This is a genomic window from Paenibacillus sp. PCH8, assembly GCF_002968835.1.
Lineage (GTDB): Bacteria > Bacillota > Bacilli > Paenibacillales > Paenibacillaceae > Paenibacillus.
This window is the reverse complement of sequence record NZ_PKQK01000005.1, coordinates 129123-142874: the sequence shown is the minus strand read 5'-3', so window position 1 is coordinate 142874 and position 13752 is coordinate 129123. Positions and strand designations below refer to the sequence as shown.

Genomic DNA, 13752 nt, shown 5'->3' with positions numbered 1-13752 from the left:
CAGCTCATTATTCACACGTTAACGGAGAGGACAGAAATAACCAGAAGAAGCGAAGCGTTCGCCTTTATCCCCGGATTTACCCTTTAGAAAAGGGAATCAAAAAAATCTGGGGATAACAGCGATCGGAAGGTTATTCTGTCATCGTAGTGGCTAGTGTGAATGTTCTCAGCTTGATCTTTTATAGCTACACCATTCAATTTGTTTAAGGAGTTGCACTCATCCATGGAACAATTCAGATTACCCAAAATACCCATGCCGCCCGTTGCCTTGCCACAATCGATTCAGGCGGTGCTCGAAGAGGCAGAACAGAAGCTGGCCCATCGGCCGAAGCTGCTTCAATTATTCAAAAACTGTTTCCCCAATACCATCGAAACGACAACCAAGTTGATGGAGGATGGTACCACTTTTGTCATCACAGGAGATATCCCAGCCTCCTGGCTGCGCGATTCCGTGGAGCAGGTGGTACATTACATTCCGTTTGCCAAGGAAGATGAGGAACTACAGCGGATCATCGGCGGGCTAATCAAACGTCATATTCAGTATGTTCATATTGATCCGTATGCGAATGCCTTCAATGAGACGGCTAATGACTGGCACTGGAACACGACGGACGAGACCGAGATGTCGCCTTGGGTATGGGAGCGCAAATTCGAGATTGATTCGCTATGCTTCGTTATGCGACTGGCTTATTTATATTGGAAAGAAACGGAACTAACCGACATTTTCGATTCCAGCTTCAAGGCGGCAATGCGGAAAATTGTGGACCTGTTCAAAGTCGAGCAGCATCATATGGAACAGTCTCCATATCGCTTCACGCGCAATAATGGTATTCCGACAGATTCTCTCCGTAATCACGGCAAGGGAATGCCGATCAATTACACAGGAATGATCTGGTCGGGCTTCCGCTCCAGTGACGATGCCTGTGATTTCCACTACAACATCCCAGGCAACATGTTCGCGGTTGTCGCTCTGCGCCAGATGCAGGAATTTGCCGAGTGGGTGTTCCGGGATATGGAATTTTTGCAGGAACTTAAAGATCTGGAGCAGGACGTGGATCACGGTATTCAGCTGTATGGCATCTATCGTCATCCTGAATTTGGACCGATCTATGCGTACGAGACGGATGGCTATGGGAACTACTGCCTCATGGACGATGCGGGTACACCGGGACTGATGTCCATTCCGTATCTCGGTTACGTCACAGCGGATGATCCGATCTATCAGAATACCCGCCGTTTTGCTCTGAGCAAAGAGAACCCGTTCTATTATGAGGGCAAGGTTGCCAAAGGCATTGGTAGTCCCCATACACCACCTGATTATATCTGGCATATGGGGTTATCCATGCAGGGACTGACGGCGCAGTCTGCTGAGGAAAAGCTGGAGATTATTCGCATGCTCGAAGCGACGGATGCAGATACAGGTTATATGCATGAGGGCTTCCATGCCGATGATCCGACGATTTTCACACGAAAATGGTTCGCATGGTCCAACAGCCTGTTCTCCCAGTTGGTCTATAAATCTATGAAGGATGGCCTGCTATGAGTAGTGCACTTGTGAATAAACCCAAGCTGATTATCTTCGTTGATCCGGATTTTCCAGTGGAGAGTGAATTGCCCTCCAAGCAGGCTGTGGATCAATGGCTGGGCTTAGAAGAGGTCACCGTTGTAAATGCAGATCAACTCGCAGAGGTGTTAATTGCAAATGCAGGTGAAGGCTGTTTCGTGAACCTTCATGCACCCTATTTTCCCAAATCCGCATGGACAGCCATTTCAGCTTATCTTCATCAAGGGGGAAGCCTGATCAGTATTGGCGGAGCACCCTTCAAACGTCCGGTTCGATATGAGAATGGAGCATGGGTTGTCGAGTCAGAGCAGACCGCGTATCACCAGGAATTGTATATTCATGAGGCGTTAAACGTATCTTCAGTCAACGTACAATCTTACACTTCCTCTGAACATATCCCGCTTCTTGCTGGCAAAGAAGGACTATTCGAGATTGCAGATACGTGGAATCTGGTTCCGCATACGACCAAAAATAGTGATCTGCCTCACCAGATGGGTTCGGCTGGAACGATGAGCACGCAGATTCATCCTTTGCTGCGCGGGATCACCAAGGACAGACGAAGCATCGCTGCTCCAATCGTCTTGTGGGAGAATTCTCGCGGGACTTTCGTTGGTTCGCGCTGGATGTTTGTTCATTTGCCACTGACGACCTCATTCTGGGAGCAGGATGGCGCTTCCGAGATCGTGAACTGGGCACAGTTCTGTACGAAAGGTGTAACCGAGCTATCCTTGAAGTCGAATTACGCTTCGTATGAACCAGATGAACGGGCTGTACTTACACTTCAGGGCCAGATATTACAGCGAGCAGGCAGCAGACGTACAGCTTCCGAGCTGTGGACGTTTGATCTGACCGTTGAGCGGGAGGACCGCATAAGTGGCTCGACTGAGAGGGTATGGAACCATCAACTGGAGATGGAGCTTTCCGGTGAGCAGCGTTTCGAACGCATACTTCTCCCGGTCTCCATTGAAAGTGGACTGTATCGGATCGAATGCCGTGCGCAGGCACCAGATGGAGAAGTTCGTATCTTGCGCCAAGGCTTCTGGGGCCAGGATGCAGCGTTGCTTGCAGAAGGGGAAGTCATCACCCGGAGCAGAGATTATTTTGTGAAAGATGGACGACCTTTACCTGTTGTGGGCATGACCTACATGACCTCCGATGTGGCACGCAAATTTCTGTTCCTGCCGAATGCCGATGTCTGGGATCGGGACATGGCACAGATGGCGAAAGCCGGAATTAACTGGATTCGAACCGGAATCTGGACGGCCTATCGCAATATGATGCAGGTGGATGGTCACATGGCTGAGGACGTGTTGCGTGCCATTGATGCTTTCCTGTTAACGGCGAAGCGACACGGCTTGCAGGTTACATTCACGTTCTTCTCTTTTACACCTGAGACATGGGAAGGGACGAATCCGTATCTGGACCCGCAAAGTGTTGAAGCTCAGAAACGTTTCATCCGCAGCATCGTCAGTCGACATACGCATTCGACGCATGTGGACTGGGATCTGATTAATGAACCATCGATGTTCGATCCGGTACGTATCTTCTCGGATGGTCCACGGTCGGCCCGTGACATGCATGAACAGCAGGCATTTGTCGACTGGCTACAGCAGCGTCATGAGAACATTGAAGCACTGCAAGAGGCATGGAACATGTCACCGAAGCAGCTTCCCGACTTCGCATCGGTGATCATTCCAGAGCCGGAAGAGATTAATTTTGACGTACAGGACATGCATAAGGCCAAAAAAGGAACACGCTGGCTCGATTATTGCCTCTTCTCCATGGAGATGCACAATGAGTGGGCAAGGGAGCTTGTAGGTACAATCAAAGATCTGGTTCCGAACCATCTGGTCACCGTCGGCCAGGATGAAGCTCTTGGCGCGCAGCGTCCGTCACCGTTCTTCTATGAACGTGAAGTGGATTATACAACGGTTCATTCCTGGTGGTTGAACGATGATCTGATCTGGGATGGCATTTTCACCAAAACTCCGCATAAGCCGAATCTCATTCAGGAGACAGGCATTATGTATGTGGAAACGCCGGATGGCAGAGCGAAGCGCACAGAGGAAGAGCTGCGCGGCATACTGGAACGCAAGTACGCCTATGCTTTCTCGACAGGAGGTGCGGGGGCCGTGCAATGGATCTGGAATACCAATTTCTATATGGATAATGCCAATGAGTCGCATATCGGGGCGCTTCGTGCAGATGGTACGGAGAAGCCGGAAGCTGATGTGTCTTACGATTTTGGCCAATTCATGAATCCGATTCGTGATCTCTTTGAAGATCGTGAGCTGGAGGAGATTGCAGTGGTGTTCCCGTATTCCAATGACTTCTCCAACCGGTCTCTTGCTTATGATGCAACAACGAAGCTAACTCGTGTGATGTCCTATGATCTGAAACTGCCTTTCCGTGCCGTATCCGAATATCATCTCGAAGCGCTGGAGCAACAACCGCCCAAGCTGATTATCGTGCCGAGTCCACACAATATGGACAGTGATGCATTACGTGAACTTTTCGCATTCACAGAGAAGCAAGGTGCGACTTTGCTCATTACCGGACCGTTAGGGCTGGATGCATACTGGAAGGTAAGTGATCGGGCCGATCATCTTGTGGGCAAACGCAATGTGGGTAACGTGCAGCGTGAAGAACTGCTGAACATTAATGGGGTGAATCACCGAGTGACCTATGGACGGCGTCGGATTGCCGAAGTGGCGAAGGAGACGCTGACTCATACGGGTGGGCAAGTAGGCGGTGCAAAGGCACAGGGTGAATCAGAAGCAGATGGGATAACCATCGTGCCGTTGGGCAAAGGCCAGCTGATCTGGACACCTCTACCCCTGGAGTTAAACGGACGGGATGAGCCACTGGCACACCTGTATCAGTATGCGACCGAAATGGCTGGCATTGAGCAAGAGTTGGAATGGATATCTGGCGGGGATGCCGCAGGAATCTATGGACGGAAGCTGAGTTTTCCAACAGGAAACTTGTATGTATTTGTATCCGAGTTTGCCTTGAATTATGAGGTGAAAGTGAGAGATAAACGTACGGGCGTATCGTACGCGTTCCAACTTATGAAAAATCGTTCTGTACTGTTTGCCACGGATGCTTCCGGTAAGCTTCAAGCCGTGTATCGCCCTGATGAGGTTAAGGTTGTACAACAGGAGAAAGAGGTGGGATAACGCGATGACCAAACCAACAACAGAGCCAACAATTAAACCGTCAACCAAGACGAAAAGAGCACATATCATTTCACATACCCACTGGGATCGGGAATGGTATCTACCGTACGAGAAGCATCATATGCGACTCATTCAACTTGTCGATTCCCTGTTAGATCAGCTGGATGAGGGAACGGACTACAAAAGCTTTTATTTGGATGGACAGACCATTATTATCGACGATTATCTTCAGGTTCGCCCGGAGCAAAAGGAACGACTGGAGAAGCATATCCGCAATGGGCGGATTGTGATCGGACCATGGTACATTCTACAGGATGCGTTTCTAACGAGTGGAGAAGCCAATGTGCGTAACATGCAGGTTGGACACCGGGATGCGAAGCGTTACGGTACACCATCCAAGATCGGATATTTCCCCGATACGTTTGGGCTGGTTGGACAGACCCCCCAGCTCATGCTGCAATCGGGTATTGATAATGTGTTCTTCGGACGTGGCGTGAAGCCGACAGGATTCAACAATACAGTGTCTGACGCCGGATACGAATCCAGCTTCTCGGAGCTGATGTGGGAAGGGCCAGATGGATCGAAAGTACTCGGTGTACTGTTTGCGAACTGGTATTCCAACGGTAACGAAATTCCGGTAGATGAGGCGTTAGCTCGCAAGTTCTGGGAAACGAAGCTGGCAGACGCGGAGAAATACGCATCGACCAATGAGTTACTGTACATGAACGGATGTGATCATCAGCCGATTCAGCGGGATCTGCCAGAAGCTATTCGCACAGCGGAGCAATTATATCCCGATATTGAGTTCGTTCACTCGAACTTTCCGGAGTATCTGAATGCACTGAGAGCGAAGTCTGAACATGAGCTATCCACGGTCAAAGGAGAGCTGCGCAGCCAGCGTACCGATGGCTGGGGAACTCTGGTGAACACGGCTTCGGCTCGTGTTTATCTGAAACAGATGAACCAGCTGGGGCAGGCCATGCTGGAAAAAGTGGCTGAGCCACTAGCCTCCTACGCCTATCTGCTTGGACATGCCTATCCGCATGATCAACTGACGTATGCCTGGAAAACGTTGATGCAGAATCACCCGCATGACAGCATCTGTGGATGCAGTGTGGACGAGGTTCATCGCGAGATGGTCACCCGATTTGAGAAGAGTCGTCATGTAGCAGAGGCCTTGATTGAAGAGAGCACCAACCAGATTGCCACGGCTGTCGATACCTCCGTTTTTGCAGATTACGGCAAGCATGCTCGGCCTGTTGTGGTGTTTAACACAACAGGCTGGGAACGAAGCGGTGTGGTTCAGATGGAACTGGATGCGGCTCGGCTGTATTTCCGTGACGGGTTTACGCTGGAAGAAATGGCGGCGCAGATGAACGCCGTCGACCTGTCCGGTCGCATACTGGTAGATGAAGAGGGTACCCAGGTTCCTTGTACGATCGAAGATAGGGGTCTGCAATTCGGCTATGATCTGCCGGAAGATCGCTTCCGCCAGCCGTATAGCTGTCGGCGGGTTCGTATCCGTTTTGAAACCGAAAATGTAGCCGCATTTGGCCTGAAGACGTATGCATTGGTTAACGTTGAGGAGAATGCTGTACGTGGCACGGATACCAACGTAGATTCCAGCATTTCCAATCTGACGGGGACTTCTGACGACAGTGATACTACCCATGTGACTCCATCGAAAACAACTACGCTGTTGCGCGGTGAACGTGGCATGGAGAATAAATATTTGATCGTCATGATTGCAGATAATGGTTCATTCACACTCACGGATAAACGAACAGGCCGAACATACAAGGATCTTGGCGTGTACGAAAATGTGGGCGATATCGGCAATGAATACATGTTCAAACAGCCAGAGAACGAAGTGGCACGGACAACACAAGCGCTTCAGGCAGAGATTCGAGTCATCGAAGATACACCGTACAGCGCTTCGTTTGAAGTGATTCACCATTGGGAAATACCTGAGTCAGCGGATGAGATGCTGGATTGGGAACAGCGGGAACTGATCTATTATCCACACCGCAAAGCCCAGCGATCAGCGAATATGCTTCCGTTCAAGGTTCGCACGGTTGTATCGCTCAGTCGTAGTGGACAAGGAGTCGAATTGGAAACGACCTTCAACAATCAGGTCAAGGATCATCGGGTACGCGCACTCTTCCCAACGGATCTCATATCGTCTGTACATCAGGTAGATTCCATGTTCGAAGTTGCGACTCGGGATAACCAGCCTGCACCGGAGTGGGAAAATCCAAGCAATACACAGCATCAGCAATGCTTTGTAGATGTGAGCGAGCCAGATGCCGGATTGGTCGTAGCCAATCTGGGTCTGAATGAATACGAAGTTCTTCAGGACGGACGCAATACGATCGCTGTTACGCTACTTCGTGCGGTGGGAGAACTTGGAGACTGGGGGTTGTTCCCGACACCGGAAGCACAATGTCTTGGAGAGCATTCATTCCGAATGAAGATCATTCCACATGATGGAAATGGCGTGTCAGGTGCATACATCGAGGCTTATCAGTTCCAGGTTCCATGGACAATAGCACAGACCGAAGTGCACCCAGGGTACCTGACACCTAGCAACACACCGTTTGCATGGCAAGGGGAAGGGCTGGCTTTCTCTTCACTCAAGGTAAGTGAGAATTCAGGCGATGTCATGCTTCGCTGGTACAACATGGGAACGGACACTGCCACACTGAAGCTTGCTGCATCGCAGGCGAATCCACAGTCATTCGACACAGCGTACAAGAGTAACATCCTGGAGGAAGAGTGCGAGATGCTTCAATCCGTCAGTATAGATGAGGCATCTGCATTATCATTTGCCAACAAGGAATGGACCATACAGGCAGGATCATGTGAGATCATCACGGTTGGCTTGCGTCGCTAATGTGAACAGGAATCTAAGGATAATGGCGATAATCGGCGTTATGCTCTGTAGTGAAAGGATTACGCTATTTTCCAGATGTAAAAGTTGAGTTATTGGTTGTTTTTCTATAGAATGAACAATAGAATTACAGGCGGTCGATAGTTACCATGCCATCGTGATGGTCATGGGTACAATTCAATTGTTCATTCTATATTGACACCATTAAGGGGGCTTGAAGCCATGGAATCCCTGGGAGGACTGCTTCAGCAGCTGAACCCTTCCTTTCGTGAGCAGTCGCGGCGAATTATGGCGGATTTGCTGGAGGACCCGTATGTGCGCGAGTTCCGCGCAGCTCATCCTGAATTGAAAGATGCACAGCTCATGACCGATCTGAGCAAGCTATTTCAGTACGCGAAAGACTCGAAGAACTGTGCGAATTGCCCAGGACTGGACAACTGTCCTAACGATTTTCAGGGTCACTTTTGCAAACTGGAAGTAGAGAATTTTAACGGTAAACCCGAGATCATAGATATAAAAGCTCCCTGTTCCAAACACACTGCACGGCAAAATGAGCACATCATTAAGCAAAGAATTCGCAGTTTCTATGTGGATGAACGTGCGCTTAGTGCTGGATACAATGATGTGGAGATTATGGGTAAGGATCGGCTCCGTGCTCCTGCCGTGAACCGGGTTCTGCGATATATTAGTGAGACCAAGGAGAACGGACTGTCTCCGCAGGGGTTGTTTTTGGAAGGATCATTCGGGACAGGCAAGACATTTCTGATGTGTTATCTGTTGCATGAATTGGCGGTTGCAGGCCACACGGGCGTAATTATCTATATGCCTGACTTTGTGGAGGATCTGAAATCCATGATCAGTGAAGGAAATAAACTGAAAGAAATGACCGATATTCTGAAAAGCTGTGATTTGCTCATCTTTGACGATATCGGGGCAGAGAATCTAAACCCATGGGTTCGGGATCATGTGATGGGTTCTATATTGAACTATCGTATGAATCGAAAACCTACGTTCTATACGTCCAATTACAATCTGGATGGGCTTGAAAAACATCTTAGTTTCACTAACCGGGACGGCGAGGAAATGAATAAAGGTCAGCGTTTGATGGACCGAATTCGTCCATTTGTGGATGTTATTTCTGTCCGGGGTGAGAATCAGCGGGGCACGCGTTAACGTTCATTGTTCATCTGTATATAGTATCGGACTAAAGTGGTCCCCAAAAAAAGCCTGGCTTTCGCATTGACGCGAAAACCGGGCTTTTATGGTCCTGCGTGAGCCGGAGCATCCTATTCGGTAATGAACTTGAAGATGACCATACCGAAGAAGATTACTGTCATCAGGCCCGCCATGCCAGCAACACCCGCGATCAGGTCAAACAGATCATTGCGGGGTTCCTCGTTCACATGTTCACGCGGGTCGCTGATTCGCACATTTGCATCCATGTTATTGCCTCCTTTGGGGTTGAAAGCTTGCCCGTATGGGGCTGCAACCCGGAGTAATTTTAGTATACTTGGAAAAGAAAGCGTTTGTAAAGATTTTGCAGTGGGCTTGCCATATCCTTTAATTGTGAAGATTTGATGTTGGGAAGATGAACATTGAAGTCGTTCAATTCACAAGTTTAATGTACCTGTGTTATACTGGAAGTGTCGTTCACGACGTTACAGGTTAAAATAAACCGTAAGTATATATAAGGAGGACAATTTCATGGCTATTGTTAACGTATCCGATCAATCCTTTAACACTGAAGTCGAAGGAGAAGGAACGGTTCTTGTTGATTTCTGGGCGCCTTGGTGTGGTCCTTGTAAAATGCTCGCTCCAATCCTGGAAGAGCTGTCCGCAGAAGTTGGCGATGCAGTGAAAATTGCTAAAGTTAACGTAGATGAAAATCCGGAATCTGCTTCCCGTTTCGGCGTAATGAGCATTCCGACATTGATCTTCTTCAAAGACGGTCAACCGGTAGATAAAGTGGTTGGTCTTAACTCGAAAGATGCACTCAAAGGAATTATCGCAAAACACCAATAATTTACAGGCTTACACATACGCCTCCGGTTTACATGCCGGGGGCGTTTTGCGTCGAATACCTTTATATAGGACAATATAAAGTATAATTTAATTAGGGGTTGAAACTGGAAATTTACATGATTAACGGAGAGGACAGAAATGAGTTGTAGAAGCGAAGCGCTCGCCTAAAAGCATTCTGAAAGAAAGCTACATCGGAAGCATAGGCTATCCCCAGATTTTCCCCTTATAAAAGGGAATCGAAAAAATCTGGGGATAACAGCGATCGAAAGGTTATTCTGTCATCGAAGTGGCTCATGTAAGGTGAGGATTTCAGCTTTTTCGGGAAGGAGGACCCACCGAATTATGGACAATTTCATAACTGATCTACAGGATCAGGAGAAGGCACTGGAGCAGATTCGTCACAAGCTCGCTTTGCTGCCAGATATGTCAGGTTGTTACCTGATGAAGAATAGTGAAGGCACCATTATCTATGTTGGTAAGGCCAAGGTGCTGAAGAACCGTGTACGCTCTTATTTTATCGGTAGTCATAACGGAAAGACCCAGCGTCTGGTGTCCGAAATCCGTGATTTCGAATATATCGTGACAGGCAGTAATATGGAAGCACTCATTCTGGAGTGTAACCTGATTAAGAAACATATGCCACGATACAACGTGTTGCTCAAGGATGACAAGACATTCCCGTATCTTAAAATTACGAATGAAAAGCATCCCCGGCTGGAAGTGACCCGGCGTGTGCTGAAAGATAAAGCCAAATACTTCGGACCTTATCCGAACTCGTATGCGGCGCATCAAACCAAAAAATTGCTCGACCGCATGTATCCACTGCGCAAATGTGGCGTGATGCCCAAAGAAGTGTGTCTGTACTATCATATGGGACAGTGTCTTGCTCCATGTGTGAAGGAAGTGGAGAAGGAACAGTATGATCAGATTTCGCAAGAGATCGGTTCATTTCTAAGCGGTGGGCATGAAGAGATCAAGAAGGATTTGCAGCGTAAGATGCAAGAAGCTGCGGAGGACCTTTATTTTGAACGTGCCAAGGAATTGCGTGATCAGGTAATCGCCATCGATGCGATGATGGAAAAACAGAAAATTACGATGGCCGATGCCAGAGACCGCGATGTGTTTGGATTTGTCATTGATAAAGGCTGGATGTGTGTCCAGATTCTATATATGCGTCAGGGGAAAATGATCGAACGTCACGTCTCCACCTTCCCATTCTACGGTGAGGCGTACAGCGATTTTATGTCCTACGTAACGCAGTATTACAGTGATAATCCGGCATTGCCGCAGGAGATTTTGCTCCCGGAAATGCCCAAAGATCTGGAAGCGGATGATGGCAGTTCCGATGTGGCCACTGAGGATCAAGCGGTACCTGCTGCCGTTACAGCTGAAGCCGAACAAATGAAGCAAGTGGATCAGGGGTTGGTTTCGGAGCTAATGGTTGCCGAGACTCGTGCCACATACGGAGAGAATTCCGCTGAAGCGGAAGGAGATCAACCTGCGATGATGCAAGAGGACGCTTCCGCATCGGACACGAATATAACCCCGGAGAAGCTCGCTGCAGGTCTGGAGGACCCTTCTCAGGTTGCTGCTGCGCTACAGGAGTGGCTGGAGATCAAAGTGCTCATTCCGCAACGTGGATTGAAACGGCAGATGATTACCATGGCTGTGGATAATGCCCGTGTGGCACTGGAAGAGAAGTTCCGTCTGATTGAGCGAAACGAAGAACGGACCTCGAAAGCTTCTGAAGGACTGGGACGATGGATTGGGCTGGATCAGCTTCGCCGGATTGAAGCGTTCGATAACTCGAACATCCAGGGAACCAACCCGGTATCTGCCATGATCGTATTTACCGATGGTAAACCGGATAAGAAAGAATATCGAAAATACAAGGTTCGTTCAGTTGAAGGACCGGATGATTATGAAACGATGAGAGAAGTCATTCGCAGACGGTATGAGCGGGTACTGAAAGAAAATCTCACCCAGCCTGACCTGATTGTAGTGGATGGCGGTAAAGGACAGATCTCGGCTGCAGTCGATATTTTGGAGAATGAGCTAGGGCTGTTTATCCCGGTATGCGGTCTGGTGAAGGATGCGAAGCATAAGACTTCACAGTTGATGATCGGTAATCCGCCGGAAGTCATCTCTCTGCCTCGGGATAGTCAGGAGTTCTACCTGTTGCAGAGGATACAGGAAGAGGTCCACCGTTTTGCGATCTCGTTCCACCGGAACAGCGTGGTAAATCGATGGTCACTTCTCGTCTGGATGCCATTCCGGGTATTGGAGAGAAGCGGCGGAAGCTGCTCCTGAAGCATTTTGGCTCTTTACGCAAAATAAAAGAGGCCAGCGTCGAAGACTTCCGGCCTCTATCTATTGGTGACAAGCTGGCGAATCAGATTATTGCAGCACTTCGTGATGAGGAGTCGTGACATACGGCTTCTCTTTTTGTTTTGGATTGAATTTGTAGACTGCGTATCCAACGATCGCCGGAAGCACAATCCAGAAGAGTCCGGCAGCGATATTCAGAGCATCGCCCATAAAGACCAGGCTAAGTCCCATCAGCAAGCTGTCAAAGATGACATGGGCGAATACAACGGCAATGAAGCCGTGACGCAGCATGATCAGACTGAACAGCAATCCGATAACCAGCAGCTCAATTGGACGGGTAATCACAGGGTAGATCGGATACAGTGTATGACCGAGTGCCCAAATGATAGTCGGGATCAGACAGGCAATGAACGTGTTACGCACAATCTTCTGCATCATGCGAATGCCGAACAGCCGATAGACCGTTTCTTCACCAATGCCGGCCATCCAGGCCATAATAGGGAAGAGCCAGGCATAAGTCATATTAAATGTAGATTGATCTGCCGATGTTGTTGACCATGTACCAATGCTTCGTTCCAGAATGAAGAACAGGATCGATTGCACACCGAGTAGAATGAATGCCCACAGGTAACCAGCAACCATGCTGTGAAGTACATATTTTCCGTATCCCGGTTCTTTGGCACGAGGCCATGGGTTCAGGCCCATTTTGCGCCACATCCCGTCACCAGCAACCAGAGACAGATAGATGGTTGCACTCATGACCAGCGTAATTCCGATCTGCATTAACATCAGGAACGCAAGCATGAAGTTGGAGAGCCCTTGTGCCTGAAAGAGTGGAATCATGTTCAGCGTACCGATCACCGATGCTGCGAAATACACCAGAGAAAGAATGATTCCACGCTTAAATGACGTGTGAGCACGAGTCAGAATGCTGTAGATGATGGCCAGCACGCCCAGAACTAAGGTCAGGAAAGCATAGCCGCCATAGGTCATCCAGTTAGCGTGGCGTGTTTGATCCTTCACATAATCGGTATGGGATGCAGGGACCGAGAATCCAGGATCAAAGGACCGGACTGCGTCATTCTCGAAAGTGAAATTCAGTTCGAGCTTAGAAGTTCCGATTTGTTTTTCCGTATCCGTATACTTCAGACCGGCCTCGCCATCGCGAGTATCGAGTTGAAGTGCGGGCACGTTATAGCCGAATTCGGTCAGGATTCCAGCTGCGAGCTGTTCTTTCTCGTGCAAAGACATGTTTCCTTCGGCCAAGACTTGAGCAGCTTGCACTTTACGCTGGTCCTGCTCAGCCTCAATGGAAGCATATAGTGAAGAAGGAAGTTCGCGTTTGAAACCGGCCACTTTTCCTGTTTTCATATGTACGTCAACATTTAAATAACCGCCTTTGTCCTGATCAGGCAAACGAACGCGGTATACATCGTATGGGTAGGTGGTTTCCCATTTCTGATTATAAGTGTCGAGTTGTTTGGTCTTGGCCATATAACCGTAAATATCAGAATGTGTCTGGTAGGTCACCAGCGTATTTCCGGTATCACTCGGCAGTGTATAGTCATCAACAGAAGCAGCGAAAGAACGTGCCGACTGCGTCGCTTGTTCCTTGCTTATGAAGGATTTGGATGGAATTTCAGTCGTTTGTGATGAGGTAGCAGGGAAGATCTGAAATACAAAAAATAGAATCAGGCCAATCGCCGCAAGCAACCCCAGACGCTTGAAGTTTGCCTTGAGTAGCAAAGGCTGCCCTAAGGGATTCATGTA

9 protein-coding genes are annotated in these 13752 nt (G+C 48.7%); 7 read left to right on the top strand and 2 right to left on the bottom strand.

Annotated elements, in window-relative coordinates:
* Positions 1–222: 222 nt before the first annotated feature.
* From C0Q44_RS24660 to dnaI, 4 genes are all read left to right on the top strand, one after another.
* Complete coding sequence (locus C0Q44_RS24660) at positions 223–1542, top strand: glycoside hydrolase family 125 protein (RefSeq protein ID WP_105409856.1); 1320 nt, start codon at positions 223–225, stop codon at positions 1540–1542.
* Positions 1539–4742: a beta-galactosidase gene (locus tag C0Q44_RS24655; RefSeq protein WP_105409855.1), complete on the top strand. Its 3204-nt coding sequence runs from the start codon at positions 1539–1541 to the stop codon at positions 4740–4742. The genes C0Q44_RS24660 and C0Q44_RS24655 overlap by 4 nt, the downstream gene beginning before the upstream one ends.
* A 4-nt stretch (positions 4743–4746) precedes the next feature.
* Positions 4747–7635 carry an alpha-mannosidase gene (locus C0Q44_RS24650; protein WP_105409854.1) on the top strand — a complete coding sequence of 963 codons (2889 nt, stop codon included), beginning with the start codon at positions 4747–4749 and terminating at the stop codon, positions 7633–7635.
* A 219-nt stretch (positions 7636–7854) separates the two neighbouring features.
* Positions 7855–8805: a primosomal protein DnaI gene (gene dnaI, locus C0Q44_RS24645; RefSeq protein ID WP_105409853.1), complete on the top strand. Its 951-nt coding sequence runs from the start codon at positions 7855–7857 to the stop codon at positions 8803–8805.
* A 113-nt stretch (positions 8806–8918) separates the two neighbouring features.
* Here the strand turns inward: dnaI and C0Q44_RS24640 are convergent, their stop codons facing one another.
* Entirely contained in the window at positions 8919–9074 is a 156-nt protein-coding gene (locus C0Q44_RS24640; RefSeq protein WP_105409852.1) for a YqzM family protein, read from the bottom strand.
* Between the two features lie 262 nt (positions 9075–9336).
* On the opposite strand from C0Q44_RS24640, the gene trxA reads away from it, so the two are divergent.
* From trxA to C0Q44_RS31915, 3 genes are all read left to right on the top strand, one after another.
* The gene (gene trxA / locus C0Q44_RS24635) at positions 9337–9654 is read left to right on the top strand and encodes a thioredoxin (RefSeq protein ID WP_105409851.1); all 318 of its coding nucleotides are present in this window, start codon (positions 9337–9339) and stop codon (positions 9652–9654) included.
* Between the two features lie 342 nt (positions 9655–9996).
* The gene (uvrC, locus tag C0Q44_RS24630; RefSeq protein WP_258166541.1) at positions 9997–11964 is read left to right on the top strand and encodes an excinuclease ABC subunit UvrC; all 1968 of its coding nucleotides are present in this window, start codon (positions 9997–9999) and stop codon (positions 11962–11964) included.
* On the top strand, positions 11901–12083 hold the full coding sequence (locus C0Q44_RS31915; RefSeq protein ID WP_258166540.1) for a helix-hairpin-helix domain-containing protein: 183 nt from the start codon (positions 11901–11903) through the stop codon (positions 12081–12083). The genes uvrC and C0Q44_RS31915 overlap by 64 nt, the downstream gene beginning before the upstream one ends.
* Here C0Q44_RS31915 and C0Q44_RS24625 read toward each other — a convergent pair.
* Complete coding sequence (locus C0Q44_RS24625) at positions 12052–13749, bottom strand: CPBP family intramembrane glutamic endopeptidase (RefSeq protein WP_105409850.1); 1698 nt, start codon at positions 13747–13749, stop codon at positions 12052–12054. The genes C0Q44_RS31915 and C0Q44_RS24625 overlap by 32 nt on opposite strands.
* Between the last annotated feature and the right edge of the window lie 3 nt (positions 13750–13752).

Bases quoted from the DNA above. Each gene is read 5' to 3' on its own strand.
- C0Q44_RS24660 (WP_105409856.1), top strand. From the start codon at position 223: ATGGAACAATTCAGATTACCCAAAATACCCATGCCGCCCGTTGCCTTG.
- C0Q44_RS24655 (WP_105409855.1), top strand. From the start codon at position 1,539: ATGAGTAGTGCACTTGTGAATAAACCCAAGCTGATTATCTTCGTTGAT.
- C0Q44_RS24650 (WP_105409854.1), top strand. From the start codon at position 4,747: ATGACCAAACCAACAACAGAGCCAACAATTAAACCGTCAACCAAGACG.
- dnaI (WP_105409853.1), top strand. From the start codon at position 7,855: ATGGAATCCCTGGGAGGACTGCTTCAGCAGCTGAACCCTTCCTTTCGT.
- C0Q44_RS24640 (WP_105409852.1), bottom strand. From the start codon at position 9,074: ATGGATGCAAATGTGCGAATCAGCGACCCGCGTGAACATGTGAACGAG.
- trxA (WP_105409851.1), top strand. From the start codon at position 9,337: ATGGCTATTGTTAACGTATCCGATCAATCCTTTAACACTGAAGTCGAA.
- uvrC (WP_258166541.1), top strand. From the start codon at position 9,997: ATGGACAATTTCATAACTGATCTACAGGATCAGGAGAAGGCACTGGAG.
- C0Q44_RS31915 (WP_258166540.1), top strand. From the start codon at position 11,901: ATGGTCACTTCTCGTCTGGATGCCATTCCGGGTATTGGAGAGAAGCGG.
- C0Q44_RS24625 (WP_105409850.1), bottom strand. From the start codon at position 13,749: ATGAATCCCTTAGGGCAGCCTTTGCTACTCAAGGCAAACTTCAAGCGT.